Origin of the sequence: Lysobacter sp. S4-A87 (assembly GCF_022637455.1) — a bacterium.
Taxonomy (GTDB): Bacteria; Pseudomonadota; Gammaproteobacteria; order Xanthomonadales; family Xanthomonadaceae; genus Lysobacter_J.
Window position 1 is genome coordinate 539934 of the sequence record NZ_CP093341.1, and the last position, 19235, is coordinate 559168.

General features: G+C 66.3%; 17 protein-coding genes and 1 pseudogene. 13 read left to right on the forward strand and 5 right to left on the reverse strand.

The genetic code is table 11. The features are described 5' to 3' along the window. The first annotated feature begins 169 nt into the window (after positions 1-169). Both MNR01_RS02485 and MNR01_RS02490 read left to right on the forward strand, forming a co-directional pair. Positions 170-712, forward strand: coding sequence for a DUF4136 domain-containing protein (locus MNR01_RS02485; protein WP_241919410.1), 543 nt, complete (start codon positions 170-172; stop codon positions 710-712). A 120-nt stretch (positions 713-832) separates the two neighbouring features. Then, on the forward strand, positions 833-2401 hold the full coding sequence (locus MNR01_RS02490; protein ID WP_241919411.1) for a methyltransferase regulatory domain-containing protein: 1569 nt from the start codon (positions 833-835) through the stop codon (positions 2399-2401). Positions 2402-2404: 3 nt separating this feature from the next. Here MNR01_RS02490 and MNR01_RS02495 read toward each other — a convergent pair whose 3' ends face one another. Next, complete coding sequence (locus MNR01_RS02495) at positions 2405-3310, reverse strand: LysR family transcriptional regulator (protein WP_241919412.1); 906 nt, start codon at positions 3308-3310, stop codon at positions 2405-2407. Between the two features lie 131 nt (positions 3311-3441). Here MNR01_RS02495 and MNR01_RS02500 point away from each other — a divergent pair, with 131 nt between their 5' ends. After that, complete coding sequence (locus MNR01_RS02500; RefSeq protein ID WP_241919413.1) at positions 3442-4179, forward strand: SDR family oxidoreductase; 738 nt, start codon at positions 3442-3444, stop codon at positions 4177-4179. An 85-nt stretch (positions 4180-4264) separates the two neighbouring features. After that, a complete protein-coding gene (locus tag MNR01_RS02505) occupies positions 4265-5164 on the forward strand; it encodes an SDR family oxidoreductase (RefSeq protein ID WP_241919414.1) in 900 nt (299 codons plus the stop codon). 51 nt (positions 5165-5215) lie between these two features. On the opposite strand, the gene MNR01_RS02510 is transcribed toward MNR01_RS02505, so the two are convergent. Further along, positions 5216-5893 carry an alpha/beta family hydrolase gene (locus tag MNR01_RS02510; protein ID WP_241919415.1) on the reverse strand — a complete coding sequence of 226 codons (678 nt, stop codon included), beginning with the start codon at positions 5891-5893 and terminating at the stop codon, positions 5216-5218. After that, complete coding sequence (locus MNR01_RS02515) at positions 5890-6615, reverse strand: DUF72 domain-containing protein (RefSeq protein ID WP_241919416.1); 726 nt, start codon at positions 6613-6615, stop codon at positions 5890-5892. The genes MNR01_RS02510 and MNR01_RS02515 overlap by 4 nt, the downstream gene beginning before the upstream one ends. A 25-nt stretch (positions 6616-6640) precedes the next feature. On the opposite strand from MNR01_RS02515, the gene ligD (MNR01_RS02520) reads away from it, so the two are divergent. The 4 genes from ligD (MNR01_RS02520) (at position 6641) to MNR01_RS02535 (ending at position 12052) form a co-directional block, all read left to right on the forward strand. Next, the gene (gene ligD / locus MNR01_RS02520) at positions 6641-9355 is read left to right on the forward strand and encodes a DNA ligase D (RefSeq protein ID WP_241919417.1); all 2715 of its coding nucleotides are present in this window, start codon (positions 6641-6643) and stop codon (positions 9353-9355) included. Between the two features lie 18 nt (positions 9356-9373). After that, on the forward strand, positions 9374-10276 hold the full coding sequence (locus MNR01_RS02525; protein ID WP_241919418.1) for a Ku protein: 903 nt from the start codon (positions 9374-9376) through the stop codon (positions 10274-10276). 6 nt (positions 10277-10282) lie between these two features. After that, positions 10283-11098 (forward strand): tetratricopeptide repeat protein, encoded by an 816-nt coding sequence (locus MNR01_RS02530; protein ID WP_241919419.1) that lies wholly within the window; start codon positions 10283-10285, stop codon positions 11096-11098. A 129-nt stretch (positions 11099-11227) separates the two neighbouring features. After that, entirely contained in the window at positions 11228-12052 is an 825-nt protein-coding gene (locus MNR01_RS02535; RefSeq protein ID WP_241919420.1) for an alpha/beta hydrolase, read from the forward strand. Between the two features lie 36 nt (positions 12053-12088). Here MNR01_RS02535 and MNR01_RS02540 read toward each other — a convergent pair whose 3' ends face one another. After that, complete coding sequence (locus MNR01_RS02540) at positions 12089-12520, reverse strand: DoxX family protein (RefSeq protein WP_241919421.1); 432 nt, start codon at positions 12518-12520, stop codon at positions 12089-12091. Positions 12521-12681: 161 nt separating this feature from the next. Next, positions 12682-13602, reverse strand: a complete 921-nt coding sequence (locus MNR01_RS02545; protein WP_241919422.1) for a LysR family transcriptional regulator — start codon at positions 13600-13602, stop codon at positions 12682-12684. A 111-nt stretch (positions 13603-13713) separates the two neighbouring features. Here MNR01_RS02545 and MNR01_RS02550 point away from each other — a divergent pair, with 111 nt between their 5' ends. The 5 genes and pseudogenes from MNR01_RS02550 to MNR01_RS02570 all read left to right on the forward strand — a co-directional run bounded on the left by MNR01_RS02550 (position 13714) and on the right by MNR01_RS02570 (position 19226). Next, positions 13714-14415 carry a pirin family protein gene (locus MNR01_RS02550; RefSeq protein WP_241919423.1) on the forward strand — a complete coding sequence of 234 codons (702 nt, stop codon included), beginning with the start codon at positions 13714-13716 and terminating at the stop codon, positions 14413-14415. 329 nt (positions 14416-14744) lie between these two features. Then, positions 14745-15140, forward strand: coding sequence for a hypothetical protein (locus tag MNR01_RS02555; RefSeq protein WP_241919424.1), 396 nt, complete (start codon positions 14745-14747; stop codon positions 15138-15140). Positions 15141-15259: 119 nt separating this feature from the next. Next, positions 15260-16105, forward strand: a pseudogene (gene ligD / locus MNR01_RS02560) (non-homologous end-joining DNA ligase); the annotation flags it as partial. Positions 16106-16125: 20 nt separating this feature from the next. Then, positions 16126-16554, forward strand: coding sequence for a low molecular weight protein-tyrosine-phosphatase (locus MNR01_RS02565; RefSeq protein WP_241919425.1), 429 nt, complete (start codon positions 16126-16128; stop codon positions 16552-16554). A 263-nt stretch (positions 16555-16817) separates the two neighbouring features. Further along, positions 16818-19226, forward strand: coding sequence for a UDP-N-acetylglucosamine 2-epimerase (locus tag MNR01_RS02570; RefSeq protein ID WP_241919426.1), 2409 nt, complete (start codon positions 16818-16820; stop codon positions 19224-19226). Positions 19227-19235 lie beyond the last annotated feature (9 nt).

Here is a 19235-nt window from a genome sequence, read left to right on the forward strand (position 1 = left end):
AACGCTGCGGTGCTTCGATTCGCCTCGTCACGCCTGGCGTCGGGAATGTGCCGTCAATAAGCCAACGGGCCGACGCATCCGCCGTCGACCCCTGGCCCAGGCCCCTTCACGTCTGGATGACGCCAACTGGCGCCTGATCTGCGCTGCCTGCAACTGCCGAGAAAATCCCATGAAAGTCCTGGTCCTGTCTCTTGCGCTTGTCTCGTTCGCCGCCGTCGCGGCCACGCCGAAGGTGACCACCGACTCTGATCCGTCGGCCAACTTCTCCTCGTACAAGACCTACTACTGGGCGATGAAACCCGAGGGCGGTTCGCCGCTGATGCAGCAGCGCATTGTGGAAGGCATCGATGCGCGACTGAAGGCCAAGGGCTGGAGCCAGGCGGAAGGCGGAGACGTCGCGGTTGCCGCCCACGTCTCTACTTCGCAGAAGCAGTCCCTCGATACCTTCTACACCGGCACCGGCATGGGCGGCTGGGGTTGGCGCGGTGGCTGGGGCGGTGCCATGGCGATGGGCAACGCGTCGACCACGGTGCATACCTACGACGTCGGAACGCTGGTCGTGGACATGTTCGATGCCAAGTCCAAGCAGGCCGTGTGGCGCGGCACTGCAACGGGCACTGTGCCGTCGAACCCGGACAAGGTCGAGGCCGGCCTCGACAAGGGACTGGACAAGATGTTCGCGAGTTTCCCACCGACGCCGAAGACGAAGTAACCCGTCCGACGGTGAGAAACATTCGCAGCAAGCCGAGCAATTTTCGCATTCCGCGCAGACACTGCGTTCAATGACCGTTGCCTAGACTGGACGGCCACAACCAGCCTGCCACCACGGACGATGACCACGCTGACAGAACGGATTGGCAAGACCTACGACAAGCTCCCCTATCTTTCCGCAGCATTTCCGGTAACCGCTCCGGAGCACCTGCGCACCGTGGCCTACCTGTTCGGCCTGGATGCGCCAGAGCCGGAGTGGGCCCGCGTGCTGGAACTGGGCTGCGCCGCCGGCGGCAACGTGATCCCGTTCGCGGCGCGCTACCCCAACGCGCAAGTGACCGGCGTCGATCTGTCGCAGGTGCAGGTGGAGGCTGGACAGCGTGCCATCGCGGAGATGGGCCTGGACAACCTCCGCCTGGTCCAGGCCAGCATTTCCGACCTGGGATCGAGCCTGGGCGAGTTTGACTACATCATCTGTCACGGCGTCTACAGCTGGGTGCCGCCGGAAGTGCAGGACGCGATCCTGGGGGTTTCGCGCCAGTGCCTGTCCGCGAATGGCATCGCCCATGTCAGCTACAACACCTATCCAGGCTGGAAGGCGAAGGAAGTGGTTCGTGACGCGATGCTGCTGCGGGCCGACGGTCGCTCCGACGCCGAGCGGCTTGACTATGCACGCGGCATGATCGACTTCCTGCATGAGATGGCGCCGGCGGACAGCGTGCTGGCGAAGATCATGGAGGACAACAGCCAGACGATCCGCCATGGACGCGAGTACTACCTGGCCCACGAGTTCCTGGAACTTTGCAATTCGCCGTGCTACTTCCGCGACTTCCTGGCATCGGCACGGCGGCATGGGCTGGAGTACCTGGCGGAGGCGCTTCCCAGCGCGATGTTCGCGTCCAACTACGGCGCACAGCAGGCACAGATGCTGCTCGCCGAATGCGAGGGTGACCAGGTCCGTCTGGAGCAGCTGATCGACTTCCTCAGCAATCGAACGTTCCGGCAGACGCTGCTGGTCCACCCGGCGAACACGGACGGCATCCGCTACCAGCTCGATGCCACGCGTATCTCGCGATTGCACGTCGCAGCGATTTTCAAGCCGGCATCGGACGATGGCACGACCTGGTCGACGAGCAAGGGACAGACGATAACCGCAGCCAGTCCGATGGCGCAGGCTGCCGTTGCCGCACTCAACAAGGCCTGGCCTGGAAGCGTGCCGGTGGCAACGCTGGTCAACGTTGCGCAGACCGTTGCTGGTGACCAGGACCTGGGCAAGGATCAGCTGATCTCGTTCCTGAGCGCGCTGATCGTGGCCAACGCGGTGCATTTCCGCCTCGACCCGATGCAGCTGGATCCCGAAGTGGAAGCGCGGCCGAAGGTCCGCCCTGCCCTTCGCAAGCTGGCGGGCATGGGCAGTTCGGCACCGGTCCAGCTGTTCAACGAGTGGCACCAGTCGATCGAACCCAGCCTGACTGCCGCCTTCGTGCTGTCGTTGCTGGACGGACGACGTGACCGCGCCGCGCTGACCGCAGCGCTGGTGGCTGCCGTGGCCGACCAGCAATTCACCTTCAAGCGCGACGACAAAGTGCTCGACGACCCGCAGGAGATCGCCCGGTCTGCGGAGGACGCGGTGACCGAAGCGCTGGAGTGGCTCTCGAACAACGCGATGCTGGTAGGCAAGACGCCCTGAGATTCAGTCGGCATCCGCCGCCAGGCGGAGCGCGAACTCGCGTGCGGCCCAGTCCAGGAACACCCTCACGCGTGGCGACAGCTGCCGGGTGCGCGAGTACAGCAGCGATACCGGCGCCGACGGCGGCGGCGTGTCCGCGAGGATCTGCATCAGCGCCCCGCTGCGCAGCTCGCCTTCGATGTGGAAGCGCGGCACCTGGGCCATGCCCAGTCCTAGCCGGATGCCGGCAAGGTAACTCTCCGTGCCGGTGACCGACAGGATGCAGGGCAGCGAGACGATCCTTGCTTCGCCCTGCTGGTCGAACTCCATCGGTGTGATGTGGCCGCTGGAGATCGAGCGCAGGCCGACCACGCGGTGACCGTCGAGATCGTCGATCCGCAACGGTGTACCGAAGCGCGCCAGATACTCCGGAGTCGCAACGGTCAGGCGCTCCAGCACGCCCACCTGTCGCGCCACCAGGTCGCTGTCGCGCAGCTGCCCATAGCGCAGCGCGCAGTCCACACCTTCCTGGACCAGGTCGACCCACCGTTCGCTTTCGCTGATGGACAGCTCGATGTCCGGATAGCGCTCGAAGAATCCAGGTAGCGCCGGCATCAGGAAGTGGCGTGCGATCGTGCCCTGCACTTCGACGCGCAGCAGGCCCTTGGGCATCGCGTTGCGGAACACGCCATCGGCGTCCTCCACGTCATCGAGGATCCCCAGGCAACGCCGGTAGTAGGCCTCGCCGTCGAGGGTCGGTCGCACCACCCGCGTGGTCCGCTGCAGCAGGCGCGCGCCCAGCCGTTCCTCGAGGTCGTGGATGACCTTGGTGCAGGTCGAGCGTGGCACGTCCATGTCGTGCGCGGCCTGGGTGAAGCTGCGGCGCTCGACCACCCTGACGAACAACCGCATGGCATCGAAGCGGTCCACGGTTGGCAGCTCCTATTGTTCGCCTGGGGGAAACAGTAATACCAGCTCCAGGGGGATTATCTCCAGAATCGGGCTCGGCAGACTGTCCCCACGCCGCCGATCCCCGGCGCGCAGCCCCCAGGAGTCTCCCCATGAACACCACCCCCAAGACCGCCCTCGTCACCGGCGCCTCGCGCGGCATCGGCGCCGCCATTGCCGAACGCCTGGCCGCCGACGGCTTCACGGTCGTCATCAACTACGCCGGATCGCCGGACGAGGCCGAAGCCCTGGTCGGCAAGATCGAGCACGCCGGTGGCAGGGCCATCAGCGCCCAGGCCGACGTCGCCGACCCGGCCGCAGTGGCGCGCATGTTCGAGGCGGCGGAAGCTGCCTTCGGTGGCGTCGACGTGCTGGTCAACAACGCGGGCATCATGCGCCTGGCCTCGCTGGCCGAGAGCGACGATGCGCTGTTCGACAGCCAGATCTCGGTAAACCTCAAGGGCACCTTCAACACCTTGCGCGAAGCCGCCCGTCGCCTTCGCGATGGCGGCCGCATCATCAACCTGTCGAGCAGCGTGGTCGGCCTGACGCCAGCGACCTACGGCGTCTATGCCGCGACCAAGGCCGCCGTCGAAGCGATGAGCCACGTGCTCACCAAGGAACTGCGCGGCCGCAGCATCACCGTCAACTCGGTGGCGCCGGGCCCGACCGCCACGCGTCTGTTCCTCGAAGGCAAGCCGCAGGAAGTGATCGACCGCCTGGCCAGGCAGGCACCGCTGGAACGCCTTGGCGAGCCGACCGACATCGCGGCCGCCGTCGCCTTCCTCGCCGGTCCGGACGGTGCATGGATCAACGGTCAGGTCCTTCGCGCCAACGGCGGAATCATCTGATCGCCTGGCCACCCACCCTGCCACACACATTCGCGGTGCAATGCGGCGACGCGCCCGACGCGCCCGACGCACCCGGGAGAACCTCATGAACAACGTCATCGTCATCACCGGCGCCTCCAGCGGTTTCGGCCGCCTCACCGCCGAAGCACTCGCCCGGGCCGGCCACACGGTCTATGCCTCGATGCGCAACACCACCGGCCGCAATGCCACGGTCGTCGAACAGATGAAGGCCTTCTCGCAGGAACACGTTCTCGACCTGCGCACGGTGGAGATGGACGTGCAGTCGCAGGAGTCGGTCGACCAGGCCATCGAACAGGTCATCGCCGAAGCCGGCCGCATCGATGTGCTGATCCACAACGCCGGGCACATGGCCTTCGGTCCGGCCGAAGCGTTCACGGCCGAACAGTACGCTCAGCTTTACGACATCAACGTGCTCAGCACGCAGCGGGTGAATCGGGCCGTGCTTCCCCACCTGCGCGGGCAGCGAAAGGGCCTGGTGGTCTGGGTGTCGAGCAGCAGCGTCGCAGGTGGCACGCCGCCGTACCTGGCCCCCTACTTCGGCGCCAAGGCGGCGATGGACGCCATTGCGGTGCAGTACGCGCGCGAACTGTCGCGATGGGGCATCGAGACCTCGATCATCGTCCCGGGCGCCTTCACCAGCGGCACCAACCACTTTGACCACAGCGGCGAGCCTGCCGATGCGGCGCGTGCCGCCGAATACGATGCCGGCCCGTATGCGGGTTTCGGCGGACAGGTGCAGCAGGCCTTCGCCGAGATCGTGCCGGCCGATGCCGACGCCTCGCTCGTGGCCGAGGCGATCGTGGAAGCCGTGGGGGCACCCGCCGGCAGGCGCCCGTTCCGCGTGCATGTCGACCCGGCCGCGGATGGTGCCGATGTCGGCTTCACGGTGACCGATCGCTTGCGCGCGGAGATGCTGCACCGCGTGGGGCTGTCGGACCTGCTGGTGCCTCGCGCCACGAACTGACCATCGCTGCAATGGACCGGCGGAGCGGGTTCGCACCCGCTCCACCGCCTTTCAGGCCTCGACCAGCGACCCGATCCACTTCGCCAGCACGTCGAGCAGTTCCACCATCACCTGCGAATCCTTGCGGCCGGTCCGTGCCGGCACATGGAAGGAATGATCGGCGTCGGCGAACAGCTGCAATGTGGCCAGTGCCTGCAGGCGATCCACGACCGGCCGCAGCAGCTCGAGGCTGGCCAGTTCGTCGCGTGTGCCTTGCAGGAACAGCATCGGCACGTCGATCTGCGCCAGATGCGCGGCGCGTTCGTCCGAGGGCTTGCCGGCCGGATGCAGCGGGAACCCGATGAATGCCAGGCCGCGCACGCCCGGCAACGGCGAGGCTGCCTGCGCCTGCGATGTCATGCGCCCGCCGAACGATTTGCCGCCGGCGATCAGCGGCATTGCCGACAGCCGCTCGGACGCTTCGGCCACCGCCGCCCGCACGGTGGCCTGTGCAAGCTTGGGCGTGTCGGTCCTGCGGGAACCGCGCTCCATGTACGGGAACTGGTAGCGCAGCGTGGCCACCGAGCGCTCGGCCAAGCCTTCGGCGACGGCCGCCATGAACGGATGCGTCATGCCGGCACCGGCCCCATGCGCCAGCACGTAGCAGGCAATGGCATCGCCAGGCGCCAGCAGCAGGCCTGAAACACGCTCACCCGATTCGACATCGATACTCACCGCTTGGGACGTCATGGCTCCCTGCCCTCCTGGATCGCTCCGAGTTCCATCAGCGTCCTTGCGTACTCCGGCGCCGTCGGCTCGTGCATGAAATAGACATAGACATCGTCCCACGCGGTGGCATTGAACCGTTCCACCCAGCGCGCCAGGTCGTGTCCGGTGTAGTGCTCCAGCCGCAACCGCACGTACCCCCAGGTCGAGGTTTCCAGCAGCGGCGGCGGTGTCGCGTCTTCGCGCTCGCTCAGGCACAAGGTGGCGCCGGCGCCTCGCAGAGCGTCGTAGACATCGTCGTCGAACCAGCTGTCGTTGCGGAACTCGAACACGGCCCGATGGTCGTCGGGAAGCAGCTGCAGGAAGTCGACCAGGCGCGGCAGGTCCTTTCTCAGGAACGGGGGCAGCTGGAACAGCACCGGGCCGCGCTTGCCGCCCAGTGCTTGCAGGTGGCTGTACAGATAGGCCAGCGGTTCGCTGGACCCGTCGGCCTTCAGTCGCGCCTCGTGGGTGATGTGGCGCGATGCCTTGATGGCGAAGCGGAACTGCTCCGGGGTGGTCTCGACCCAGTGTTCGAGCATCGACACCCTGGGCATCCGGTAGAAGGTATTGTTGATCTCGACCGTCGGCAGGCGCTGCGCGTACCAGGCTAGCATGGCGTCGGGTTTGATGGTCCCGGGATAGAAGTCGCCCTTCCATTCCTTGTAGGAATAGCCGCTCGCACCCACCAGCAGTCGTGCAGTCATGGTCCGAACCCTCCGGTGACCCGACATGGCAAAGCTCAGCGAATATTCCGCCAAGCGCCGCTTCGAAGCCACCCCGGAGCCGCCGCCGGTTGCCGCCGAGGGCGGCAGCGGGCCACTGCTGTTCGTCGTCCAGCAGCACCTGGCGCGGGCGCTGCATTACGATTTCCGACTCGAATGCGACGGCGTGCTGAAGTCCTGGGCCGTCCCGAAAGGGCCTTCGCTCGACCCTGCCGCGAAGCGCCTGGCGGTGTTCGTCGAGGACCATCCGTACGATTACGCCTCGTTCGAGGGGGTGATCCCGCCGGGGCAATACGGCTCTGGTGAGGTGATCGTGTGGGACTGTGGCGTGTACAGCCCGGACGAGGGCGGCACCGCGTTCCATGACCGGGCCGAGGCCGAGCGGCGGGTCCGTGAGGGCATTGCCGCGGGCAAGCTGAGCATCCAGCTGCGCGGCGAGAAGCTGAAGGGGTCGTTTGCGCTGGTGCGCACGAAAGACCAGAAGACATGGCTGCTGATCAAGCACAAGGATCGATTCGTCTCCACGGCTGATGTCACTGCGCAGGACCGCTCCGTCCTCTCTGGTTTCGCAGTGAAGGACCTCAAGGTCGCGCCGGTGCACCGTATTCCGGCCGGGCGCCTGGCGCCCAACGGGACGCTGAGCGCAATGCCGGCCAAGTTGTCGCCGATGCTCGCCGAGATCGGCGACGCACCGCTGCTTCATCCGGACTGGCTGTGGGAACCGAAGCTGGACGGCTATCGCGCCCTCGCCTTTGTCGACAGCAACGGCGTGCGCCTGCGCTCGCGGCGCGGCCTGGAACTGGCCAACACGTTCCCGCGCCTGATCGCCGAACTTCGCGAACAGGCGCGGTCGGGGCTGATCCTCGACGGCGAGCTGGTGGCCTTCGATGCGTCCGGCAAGCCATCGTTCAACGCCCTGCAGAATCGCTTCCAGCTCAAGGGGGAACGCGAGATCGCTGCCGCAGACCGCGCCAGCCCCACCCTCTTCTACGCCTTCGACCTGCTGTACTTCGAAGGAATCGACCTGCGCCAGACGCCGTATCGCGACCGACGCCGCTATCTCGCGCAATGCCTGCTGCCCTCCCCGCTGATCCACCTGGTGCACGCGACCGACGATGGCATCGCATTGCAGGCCGCAGCACTGGCGAGCGGCTTCGAGGGCGTGGTCGGCAAGCACAAGGACAGCGTCTACGAAGCCGGGCGGCGCTCACCGTCCTGGTTGAAGATCAAGCCGACCCACAGCGCCGAGTTCGTCATCGGTGGCTACACCAGCGGCAAGGGCGCCCGCGGCAAGCTCGGTGCGCTGCTGGTGGGCTACTGGGACAAGGGCAAGCTGCGACATGCCTCGCACGTCGGCTCCGGGTTCGACGAACGCGCGCTCAAGCAGGTGCTGGCACGGCTGGAGCCATTGCAGATCGACACCTGCCCCTTTGCCGAAACGCCCGTGGTCAATGGCCCCGTCACCTGGGTGAAGCCGGAACTGGTGGCCGAGCTGAACTACCACCAATGGACCGAAGACGGCTCGCTGCGTGCGCCGACGTTCGTCCGCCTGCGCGATGACATCGATGCGCGAACAGTCAAGCGCGTCGTACCGCCGGCGGCCACGAAAGCGGCCAGGCAGCAGCGTGCGGGCAAGTCGCGGGCGACAGCCGGTGAAGGCGACACCCTCCTGGCCGCACTGGAGAGCCCGAAGAACGCCTTTGAACTCGCAGTCGGTGACGAGCGCATCCGCCTGACCCACCTCGACCGCGTCTACTGGCCCGCAGTCGAAGCCTTGCAGCAACCGGCGCTGACCAAGCGCGACCTGCTGCGCTACCTCGTCCACGTCGCCCCGCTGATGCTTCCGCACCTGGCCGACCGGCCGCTGACGATGATCCGCATGCCCGATGGCATCGGTGGCCAGCGCTTTTTCCAGAAGCACTGGACCCAGGAGCGGCCGGACTTTGTCGAAACGGTGAATGTTTATTCCGCGCACAAGGACGAGGACCACGAGTACCTGCTGTGCAACAACCTGCCGACGCTGCTGTGGCTGGCACAGTCGGGCACGCTGGAGTTCCATGTCTGGCACTCGCGGGCGCGCCCGGGGCCGGATGCCATTTCGTCGTCGACCGACTACGACAGCTCGCTGGAAGCGATGGAGTCGTCGGTGCTGAACTATCCCGACTATGTCGTGTTCGACATCGACCCCTACATCTACTCCGGCAAGGAGGCGGCCGGCGCCGAGCCCGAGCTCAACACCGTCGCCTTCGAGAAGGGCAAGCAGGTCGCATTCTGGTTGCGCGAGCTGCTGCAGGGCATGTCGCTGCAACCGATCGTGAAGACCTCGGGCAAGACCGGCCTGCACGTGTTCGTGCCGATCCGCCGCACGCTCGACTTCGATGCCACCAGGCATGTGTCCGAACTGGTCAGCCGCCACCTCATGCGCCAGCACCCCAAGGACATCACCATGGAGTGGAGCGTCCCCAAGCGCACCGGCAAGATCTTCATGGACCACAACATGAACGTGCGCGGCAAGACCTTGAACGTCGCCTACTCGCCACGCGGCGAGCCCGGCGCCCCCGTGTCGATGCCGCTGACCTGGGATGAACTGGCGCAGGCGCACCCGCTCGACTTCCGGATCCCGGATGTGGTAAAGCGTCTGTCCCGCACGGGCGATCGCTGGAGCGATGCCCTGGAACGCAAGCAGGACCTGGCGAGCGCCCTGGCGGGCGGCCCCGCCTGACGATCCCCGGAGGCAGTCATGGCTGCACGTTCGATTGCGTCGCTGACCGTTTCATTCGGTCTGGTATCCATTCCTGTGAAGCTGTACTCGGCCACCGAGTCCAGTCACTCGATTTCATTCAACCTGCTGCACAAGGGCTGCGGATCGCGCCTGAAGCAGCAGTACATCTGCGCACGCGAGGAGATTCCGGTCGCGCGTAACGACATCGTGAAGGGCTACGAGTTCGCCAAGGACCAGTACGTCATGTTCACGCCGGAGGAACTCAAGCAGCTCGAGGAGGCCGGCACGCACAGCGCCGACATCGCCGAGTTCGTGCCGATTTCCTCGATCGACCCGGTCTACTTCGACAAGGCCTACTACCTGGCCCCCGACAAGGGCGGCGCCAAGCCCTATGCCCTGTTCGCCAAGGCCCTGCGCGAGTCCAAGCGCTGCGCGGTCGGCACCTGGGCGTCGCACGGCAAGCAGCACATCGTGATGATCCGGCCGGTGGACGATGGCCTGGTCATGCAGCAGTTGCTGTACGCCAACGAGGTCCGCTCGATCAGCGACCTCGACATCCCCAAGACCGACGTCCGCGACGCCGAGCTCAAGCTCGCGCAGCAGCTGATCGACCAGCAGGCCTCAAGCCGCTTCGATCCCGGTGCCTACAAGGATGAAGTCAGCGAGCGCGTCGAAGCGGCGATCCAGCGCAAGGTCGAGGGCGAGCAGATCACCGTGGCCGAGGAACCCGGCGGCGGCGCGCAGATCATCGACCTCATGGAAGCCCTGCGCGCGAGCCTGGAGAAGAAGGGGGCGGCACCTGCCAAGGGCAAGGCGGCGGCACCGGCTGCCAGCCGTGCGCGCAAGCCGCCCAAGCAGGCTGCCGAAGCCGAAGCCGAAGCGGTGCCTGCCAAGCGCAAGGCAGCCAAGAGGGCGAAGTAACCGCACATGCACCACTACGGCATGCGCGACGTCGAAAAGCTGCTCCGCCTGCCCCGCAGTGCCATCCGATCGCTGGTCACGGCCGGGTTTGTCACGCCCACCCGGGGCCCGCGCAATGCCTGGCTGTTCTCGTTCCAGGACCTGATCGTGCTGCGCACCGCGCAGGCACTGGCGGCGGCCAACGTGCCGCAGCGACGGATCCTGCGCTCGCTCAAGGAACTGCGCAGCCGCCTGCCCGAGCAGATGCCGCTGTCGGGGCTGAGCATCGGTGCCATCGCCGACCACGTCGTCGTGCGCGAAGGTGGCAGCCGCTGGCACGCCGAGTCGGGCCAGTACCTGCTCGCCTTCGAAGGCGATCCGGCAAAGGGTGCATTGCGGGTGATCGAGCCGGTGGCCACGGTGCCGCCACTGGAAGCCGACGTCGGGGAAGACAGCCAAACCTCCGAGGCGAGCGGTGTCGAGGCTTCGGTCCGCGCCTATCAGCGCGCCATCGCCGCCGACCCCGCCCGGCAGGATGCGCGGATCAACCTGGGACGGCTGCTGCATGAGCTGGGTCGGTTCGACGAAGCCGAACAGGTCTACCGTGACGCGGTCGCCACCGGTGGCAGCGATCCGCTGCTGTTCTACAACCTGGGCGTGCTGCTCGATGACATGGACCGCAAGCACGAAGCGATCCAGGCCTACGAAGCCGCGCTGCAGGAAGATCCGGCCCTGGCCGACTGCCACTACAACCTGGCCCTGCTCCACGAAGCACTCGAGCAGCCAAGGCAGGCCATCCGCCACATGTCGCAGTACCGTCGCCTGACGTCCTCCCGCGACTAGCGGCCCGCGTCGCGCATCGCAGGGACCGTGCCAGCGGGTCTACACATTTCGTCGGCGTGCCCGCCCCTAAGGTGCAGGCGTGTTGCGCGTGCCGCCCCTACCCATCCCCCACCCGGAGCGAGCAGGACCATGGCCATCTTCACCACGAAAGAGAACGTCGAGCTCTATTACAAGGATTGGGGCAGCGGCCCGGTCGTCGTCTTCTGTCACGGCTGGCCGCTCAACGCCGACAGCTGGGAATCGCAGATGTACCACCTGGCCAACAACGGCTTTCGCTGCATCGCCCACGATCGTCGCGGCCATGGACGCTCCAGCCAGCCGTGGGATGGCAACGACATGGACCACTACGCCGATGACCTGGCGCAGCTGCTCGACCATCTAGACGTCAAGGGCATCACGATCTTCGGCTTCTCCACCGGCGGCGGCGAAGTGGCGCGGTACATCGGCCGTCACGGCACCAAGCGCGTTAAGAAGGCTGGCCTGATCTCGGCCGTGCCGCCGCTGATGGTCAAGACAGACGCCAATCCCGGCGGCCTGCCGGTCAGCGTGTTCGACGGCATCCGTGCCGGCCTGATCGCCAACCGCTCGCAGTTGTTCATCGACATCCCCAGCGGTCCGTTCTTCGGCTACAACCGTCCGGGCGCGACGCCGTCACAGGGTGTCATCAACGCCTGGTGGATGCAGGGAATGATGGGCGGCCACAAGAATACGCACGACTCGATCAAGGCCTTCTCGGAGACCGACTTCACCGAAGACCTGAAGAAGTTCGACGTGCCCACGATCATCATCCACGGAGACGACGACCAGATCGTTCCGATCGACGCCGCGGCGCGCGCATCGGCCAAGCTGGTCAAGGACGCCAAACTGGTCGTCTATCCAGGTGCGCCGCATGGCATCACCGACACGCACAAGGAGCAACTGAACGCGGATCTGCTTGCGTTCGTGAAGTCCTGACGGGTACAGGCAGGCGCGGCTGCGGCCGTGCCTGCCTCACTCCTCCTCTTCTTCTTCCTCTTCTTCCTCGTCCCCGCCAACGCCGCCCTTGTGCAGGGCCTGCGCGGCAACCAGGACGAAGCCGCCGACCAGTCCGGCGTGCTCGAGGAAGGCATTGAACGTGTGCACGCGCTGCATGCCCGACATCGCCCAGTAGGAGTGGCCGATGATCGTGGCGATGATGGTGAACAACGCCAGCGTGATCGCACCGCCTGCGCGCCAGCGGCCGCGGCAGAACAGCACCAGCAGGCAACCGCCGAGCTGCACGATGATCACGCCCGCGGCATACAGCATCGGCGGCAGCAGACCGTAGTGCGCCTGTTCGGCCACCGCGCCCGGGAAGTCCAGCAGTTTCGTCACGCCGCTCCAGGCGAACGGCAGGCACAGGCCTGCACGGCCCAGCCACCACCAGCCCTTGGCAACGTGCATGCGGTGCTCCTTCGACAGCAGCTACACGGCAAGGTCGCCAGCCCGTGGTGCGGACGACACTGCTTCCTGTCAGCTCCAACGCCGAAGTCCGGCAATACCGGGCGTGCGTTGCCATCCCCGACCGGCGATCACGCAGGCTTAACGAAACCTGCGACGCACCCTCATTCGCCGCGATCCGCCCACGGCGCCTTCTCGAACTTGCGCACGAGGTGGTCGATCAGCACCTGCACCCGCGCCGGGCGAACGCGGCCGGGCGGCGTCACGACGTGCAGGGCGATCGGCGGCGGCGACCAGTCCGGCATCACCACTTCGAGTTTTCCGGCCTTGATCTCGCGCCAGACGAGGAATTCCGGCTGCAGCGCCAGCCCCTGCCCTGCCAGCAGCGCCGGGTTGATCGCCTCTGCATTGTTCACACGCAGCGGTGCCTGCACGCTGATCGAGAAGTCGCCGTGGCGGCGATGCTGGAAGCGCCAGGCATTGCCGAAGCGCGACAGCGTGTAGAACAGCGCGCTGTGCTCGCCCAGCTCACGCGGATGGTGTGGCCGGCCGTGCGTGTCGAGGTACTCGGGGGTGGCCACGAGCAGCACGCGCACGCCGCAGAGCCGGCGCGCCAGCAGGCTGGAATCGGCCAGCGCGGAAATTCGCAGCGCCAGGTCGAAGCCACCACCGACCAGATCGGCAAAGCCATCATCGAAGTCGACCTCCAGGGCGATCTCGGGATAACGCCGCATGAACTCCGGCAGCACCGGCGACAGGTGCGCCACGCCGAACGACATCGGCACGGCCATTCGCACCAGCCCACGCGGGCTGCTGGCCTGGGCCGTCACTTCCGCCTCCACCGCCTCGCCTTCGGCGAGGATGCGGCTGGCCCGCTCGAGCGCGCCACGGCCGCTTTCCGTCAGCGACATCCGCCGCGAGGTCCGGTGGAACAGCACGGTCTTCAGCCGTGTCTCCAGGCGGGTGATGGCCTTCGATACGGTGGCCTGCGACAACCCCAGGTCGGCCGCCGTGCGGGCGAACGATCCAGTCTCCGCGACCTTGGCGAAGATCGCCCAGGCTTCCAGGTCTGGCAGCTTCTGCATGTCGATTATGGAAACGATCCTTTTCGATCCGTTCCATTCTAACCCTGTTCCGGGAGGCCTATCTTGTCGGTCATCCAATCCCCACCGGCAAATCGCCACTGGAGCCGCACCATGATCGAGCATCGCCCCTTCAACGGCCTGGGTGGAGCCAACCACGGTTGGCTCGACGCCAAGCACCACTTCTCCTTTGCCAACTACCACGACGCCCAGCGCATGGGCTGGGGCGCGCTGCGGGTCTGGAACGACGACACCATCGCGGCCAATACCGGTTTCCCGCCTCATCCGCATTCGGACATGGAGATCATCACCTACGTCCGAGAGGGCGCGATCACGCACCAGGACAACCTGGGCAACCGTGGCCGCACCGAGGCCGGCGACGTCCAGGTGATGAGCGCAGGCACCGGCATCCAGCACGCCGAGTACAACCTCGAGCCGGGTACCACCCGGATCTTCCAGATCTGGATCATCCCCGACCAGCGCGGCGGCGCGCCCACCTGGGGCGCCAAGCCCTTCCCGAAGGGTGACCGCGCCGGGCGCTTCGTGGTCCTGGCCAGCGGTGCAAGCGGTGACGAGGACGCGCTGCCGATCCGGGCCAACGCTCGTGTCCTCGGCCTGACCCTGGCCGCCGGCGAAACGGCGCAGTACGAGCTCGGCGAAGATCGTTACGGCTACCTGGTGCCCGCCACCGGCGTCGCCGACGTCAACGGCGTGCGGCTCGAGGCCCGCGACGGCGCCGCCATCCGCAACGAGCGCACCATCACGGTGACCGCGCTGGAAGACGTCGAACTGGTACTGGTCGACACAGCCGCCTGAGATGGCCGCGAGCGATGACGGCAAGCAGGCCGTCGTCGCTCGTCCCGTCAGCGCATTGCCCGGTATGCTGGAGCAACCGGGATGCTCTGGGCCGCCCCACGCGGACGGCAGACACGCCCCCGGCAACACCTGTTTTTGCGTTCAAGCAGAAGGACCGCTGCCAACAGCGGGCAATCCACGCACGTGGTTCCAAGCCTTCCCATTCGCAAACTTCGGACAAGGGTGTCTGCATGCTCAACATCACTCCTCTTGGTTGGTTTCATACCGTCCTTGGTCTGATCGCCGTGGTCGCCGGATTCGCCGCCCTCATCGGGCATCGGCAGATCGACATGGCTTCGCTTCCGGGCCGGATGTTCTTCTGGTTCACCGTCGCCACTGCAGTGACGGGATTGTTCATCTTCCGCCACGGCGGTTTCGGTGTTCCGCACGTGCTGAGCCTGCTGACCCTGGCGGTGCTGGCCATCGGCTGGTTCGGCGATCGTCGCGGCACTCGCGGCGGGTTCTGGCGTCATGTCGCGGTGGTGTCGTACCTGCTTGCCCTGTTCTTCCATTTCATTCCCGGTTTCACCGAAACCCTGATCCGCCTGCCGCTGGGCCGCCCGTGGGCGAGCGGCATCGAGGACCCGCGCTTGCGGCAGCCGATCGGTGCCGCGTTCGTCGTGTTCCTGGTCGCCGCGGTGTGGCAGGTGCTGCGCGTGCGCGCGTTGTCACGACGCCGAAGCTGAATCGCCATCAGCGGCTTTCACCGCTTGCCAACATCGGCCCATGGACAGTCGATGGCGCTGTCGGTCCCGGCAGCGTGTCCGCTGCGGGTGGAAGGTCGCATGCAATGACTCCGCGCAGGTTGACCAGCCCCGAGCGCATCGTCTTCGAGGATGCAGGCCTCACCAAGGGCGATGTCGCCGCGTACTACGCCGTAGTGGCGCGCTGGCTGCTGCCCGGACTGGTGGGACGGCCGCTGTCGCTGTTGCGATGCCCCGACGGAGCCGACGCCAGCTGCTTCTTCCAGAAGCACCACGCCGATTCGCTTGGGGCAGGCGTCCACGCGATCACTCTGATCGAATCCTCTGGCACCGGGGAGTACCTCTTCATTGACGATGTAGACGGCCTGCTCGATCTGGTGCAGATGAACACGCTTGAGTTTCACCCGTGGGGCGCACGCACCGACGACATCGAGCATCCCGATCGACTCGTCTTCGACCTCGACCCCGACGAGGGAATCGCCTGGACGGAACTCAAGTCCGCCGCACGCGACATCCGCGACCGCCTCGCCGATCTCGGCCTGCGAAGCTGGGTGCGCCTGTCCGGCGGCAAGGGACTGCACGTCGTGGTGCCGGTGCGGCCCAAGGTCGACTGGGCGCACGCCAAGGCGTTCTGCGAAGGATTCGCTGATGCACTGGTCGCCGACGCGCCCAAACGCTACGTCGCCACGGCATCCAAGGCCGCCCGGGAAGGCCGCATCTTCATCGACTGGCTGCGCAATGCACGCGGAGCCACCAGCGTGGCCAGCTGGTCGCTGCGTGCACGACCGGGAGCGCCGGTGTGCATGCCGCTGACCTGGGACGAGCTGTCACGCGTCCGCCAGCCCGCATCCTTCGACCTGCGCAAGGCGACGCGGCGCGCGGATGCGCTCAAGGCCGACCCCTGGGACGGATTCACGCGGGTGCGCCAGACAGTGCCGTCGGCTTGAGCGCTTGCAGGCAAGCCGCGATGCCGCGCCGGATCCTCATCGTCTGCAAGGGCAACATCTGCCGAAGTCCCATGGCAGTGGCCATGCTGCGACCGCATCTGACCGATGCACATATCGATTCGGCAGGTCTGGCGGCAATGCAGGGGTATCGTGTCGACCCTGCGGCGGAACGCACCCTGCGCGCCCACGGCCTGAGCGCAGGCGATCACGTTGCACGCCAGTTGAGCAGTGCCGACCTGGACAACGCAGAGCTGGTGCTTGCCATGGAGAAACGCCAGGTCACCGCCCTGCTCGCCCTGTCGCCGGCGCTTCGTGGCCGCGTGTACCTGCTGTCGCGCTGGTCGGGAGATCGCGACATCCGCGATCCGTACGGTCGCACGCAGGAAAATTTTGACATCGCCTACGGCCAGATCGATGCAGCTATCGGCGAATGGCGGTCGCGTCTGTGATCGAGTCGAAAGAACGTCCTTCATCGTTGTCGAGATGGAGTGAACCATTCATCGAACTGAACCTTCGCAAAAATTCATGAGCGCAATTCCGCTGCTTTCATCTGCCCGTCAACAACGCGCACCTAGATTCGTGCCGGTACCTGGCGCGGCGAAACGGCATTGATGCCAACACGCACGAAGTAACTTCCCGCGCCGGCAATGTGGTTGTTGTGGGTGCACATGCACACGGAATCAACACCCGAGGCTCTTTTCGAGGTGCGTGCATGAAGGATCCAAAGTTAGTAGCAGCCAGTGCCATCGCCCTGGCCGTCACCCTCTTCGCGATCTTCTCCATGCGCCCCTGGGCGCGCCGGATGGGGCTTGTCGACAAGCCCAACGGCAGAAAGCACCACCGCGGCCATATTCCGCTGATTGGCGGCCTGTGCTTCTTCATCGGCACCGTGGTCGGCCTGAGTTACCTGGGCTATTTCGACGGCTTCGTGACCAGCCTGATGGCGGCGTCGGCGCTGATCGTCGTCGCCGGCGCGCTCGATGACGCCAGCGATCTGAGCGTTCGTGCGCGCCTGATCGTGGAAGCCGGCGCTGCCGGGCTCGTCATCGCCATGTCGGGCTACTACGTCCACGACCTCGGGCATCTGATCGGCGATGACCGCCTCGGCCTGGGCATGCTCGGCATCCCGTTCACGATCATTGCCGTCATCGGCCTGATCAACGCATTCAACATGCTCGACGGCATCGACGGCCTCGCCGCGACCGTCGCCATGGTGAGCATCGGCGCGATCATGCTCTTCGACGACAGCCCGTGGTCGATGCCTGGCGTGGTGTTCCTGCTGCAGGTGCTGTTCTTCGCACTGATCCCCTATCTGTTCGTCAATCTTGGCTGGCCGGACGGTCGCAAGATCTTCATGGGCGACGCCGGCAGCACCCTGATCGGATTCCTGCTGGCCTGGAGCCTGATCTACATGAGCCACGAGCGGATCGAACGCCTGGCAGCGGTGGACGTGCTGTGGTGCGTGGCCCTGCCGGTTCTCGATACCGCCGCAGTCATGTACCGGCGCATGCGCATGGGGCGCTCCCCTTTCCGCGCCGATCGCCAGCATCTGCATCATCTGCTGCTCGATGCCGGCTTGCGGCCGCGCGAAGCATTGCTGGCGATGCTCGCCCTCAGCGGCTTGCTGGTATTCGTCGGCTATGCCCTGCGCAACGCTCCGGAAGCACTCAGCCTGGCGGCCTTCTTCGCTGTGCTCGCCGCACACGTGTGGGGCACGCCGGTGGCGCTGAAGCGGATTCGCCTGATGTGGCCCTCGTCGCTGCCGGGCAATGGCGTTGGCCTGGTCATGGCGTTCAGCGGCAGCGATCACGAGCCGACGTTCATCACTGAACTGGCGCGGTTCGAAGACGGCCTGCTGGACGATCATCCGCGCGATCCCGACCAGGCGCATGCAGATCGCGGCAGGGTCGCACCGGAGCGCGAGAGTCCAGTCCAGGCCGCCCCTGGCATGGCGCCGGTGAAGACGCTCTGCGTTCTTGCCGACTCCCCCGACGCCGTGCATATCGCGCCGATCGCGCAAACACTGGCGCGCGACGATCGATTCGACTCGACCGTGTGCGTGACGTCCGTACCCGAGCGCAATCCGACCCAGGTCATGAGCCTGTTCGATCTGGTGGCCGATGTGGAACTGGATGTGCCGCACGGCGAAGATCCCGCCGAAACCACGTCGAACGCGCTGGGTAGCCTGCAACGGGTGATGAGCGACCTGCAACCCGACCTGGTGCTGGTGCCCGGCGACACCCCGGCAACCCTGGCGGCGACGCTCGCGGCGCACTACCGCCACGTGCCGGTGGTGTGCGTGGATAGCGGGCTGGCCGGCACGGGCATCGTCGCCAATGACGATCCGGGCCGACGGATCGCGCGTTCGCTGGCGGCTCTGCATGTTGCGCCGAGCACGACCACCGGCCGACAGCTCGTCGCCGAGGGCGTGCCGGCCGAGCGCGTGCTGGTCGCGGGCAACACGGCGATCGATACCTTGCGCGCCGCCCTGTCCCACCTTCGCTGGGATGGCGATCGTCGCACTGACCTGCGGCAACGCTATGCCTTCCTGCGCCGTGGCCACCCGTTGCTGCTGATGCTGGGCGGCAGTGTTTCTGCCGACCAGGCCGGGATGGTCGCTGCAGCCCTCCAGGACGTTGCGCAGGAGCGTCCGGACGTCGACGTCGTTTGCGCCGACCTCTCGTGCATGGAGGTGGCGTCGGACCTGGCGCTGCCGAACATGCACTGGATCGAGCAGCCCGATTACCTGGCATCGGTCTACCTGCTCGAGCGTGCACACCTGGCATTCGTGCACCGCGATATCGAGGTCGAGGCCATGGCCATGGCCGTTCCGCTGCTGGCGTTGCAGGCCTGTCGCGACGTCCAGGGCAATGGTCGCGTCCATCTGCTCGGTACCGACCCGGAGTCCATCTGCAACAACCTGCTGCACCTGCTCAGCCGGGAGCAGCCCCTTGTCGCACCGGCCGTTGCGGCCGGCGGACTGGATGAAGGCGATGCGTGCCTGCGCATCGCCGATGCCTTGGCGGTCCTGCGTCCTGCAGCTCCCATTACAAGAATCCTGTCGCAGGACGCAGGTTCGCCAAACCATGCAGGCATGAGCGGTGCCTGGGAGGCGTCATGACGAAGGCAA

Coding starts and splice junctions, on each gene's coding strand:
- MNR01_RS02485 (WP_241919410.1), top strand. CDS start 170: ATGAAAGTCCTGGTCCTGTCTCTTGCGCTTGTCTCGTTCGCCGCCGTC.
- MNR01_RS02490 (WP_241919411.1), top strand. CDS start 833: ATGACCACGCTGACAGAACGGATTGGCAAGACCTACGACAAGCTCCCC.
- MNR01_RS02500 (WP_241919413.1), top strand. CDS start 3,442: ATGAACACCACCCCCAAGACCGCCCTCGTCACCGGCGCCTCGCGCGGC.
- MNR01_RS02505 (WP_241919414.1), top strand. CDS start 4,265: ATGAACAACGTCATCGTCATCACCGGCGCCTCCAGCGGTTTCGGCCGC.
- MNR01_RS02510 (WP_241919415.1), bottom strand. CDS start 5,893: ATGACGTCCCAAGCGGTGAGTATCGATGTCGAATCGGGTGAGCGTGTT.
- MNR01_RS02515 (WP_241919416.1), bottom strand. CDS start 6,615: ATGACTGCACGACTGCTGGTGGGTGCGAGCGGCTATTCCTACAAGGAA.
- ligD (WP_241919417.1), top strand. CDS start 6,641: ATGGCAAAGCTCAGCGAATATTCCGCCAAGCGCCGCTTCGAAGCCACC.
- MNR01_RS02525 (WP_241919418.1), top strand. CDS start 9,374: ATGGCTGCACGTTCGATTGCGTCGCTGACCGTTTCATTCGGTCTGGTA.
- MNR01_RS02530 (WP_241919419.1), top strand. CDS start 10,283: ATGCACCACTACGGCATGCGCGACGTCGAAAAGCTGCTCCGCCTGCCC.
- MNR01_RS02535 (WP_241919420.1), top strand. CDS start 11,228: ATGGCCATCTTCACCACGAAAGAGAACGTCGAGCTCTATTACAAGGAT.
- MNR01_RS02540 (WP_241919421.1), bottom strand. CDS start 12,520: ATGCACGTTGCCAAGGGCTGGTGGTGGCTGGGCCGTGCAGGCCTGTGC.
- MNR01_RS02545 (WP_241919422.1), bottom strand. CDS start 13,602: ATGCAGAAGCTGCCAGACCTGGAAGCCTGGGCGATCTTCGCCAAGGTC.
- MNR01_RS02550 (WP_241919423.1), top strand. CDS start 13,714: ATGATCGAGCATCGCCCCTTCAACGGCCTGGGTGGAGCCAACCACGGT.
- MNR01_RS02555 (WP_241919424.1), top strand. CDS start 14,745: ATGGCTTCGCTTCCGGGCCGGATGTTCTTCTGGTTCACCGTCGCCACT.
- MNR01_RS02565 (WP_241919425.1), top strand. CDS start 16,126: ATGCCGCGCCGGATCCTCATCGTCTGCAAGGGCAACATCTGCCGAAGT.
- MNR01_RS02570 (WP_241919426.1), top strand. CDS start 16,818: ATGAAGGATCCAAAGTTAGTAGCAGCCAGTGCCATCGCCCTGGCCGTC.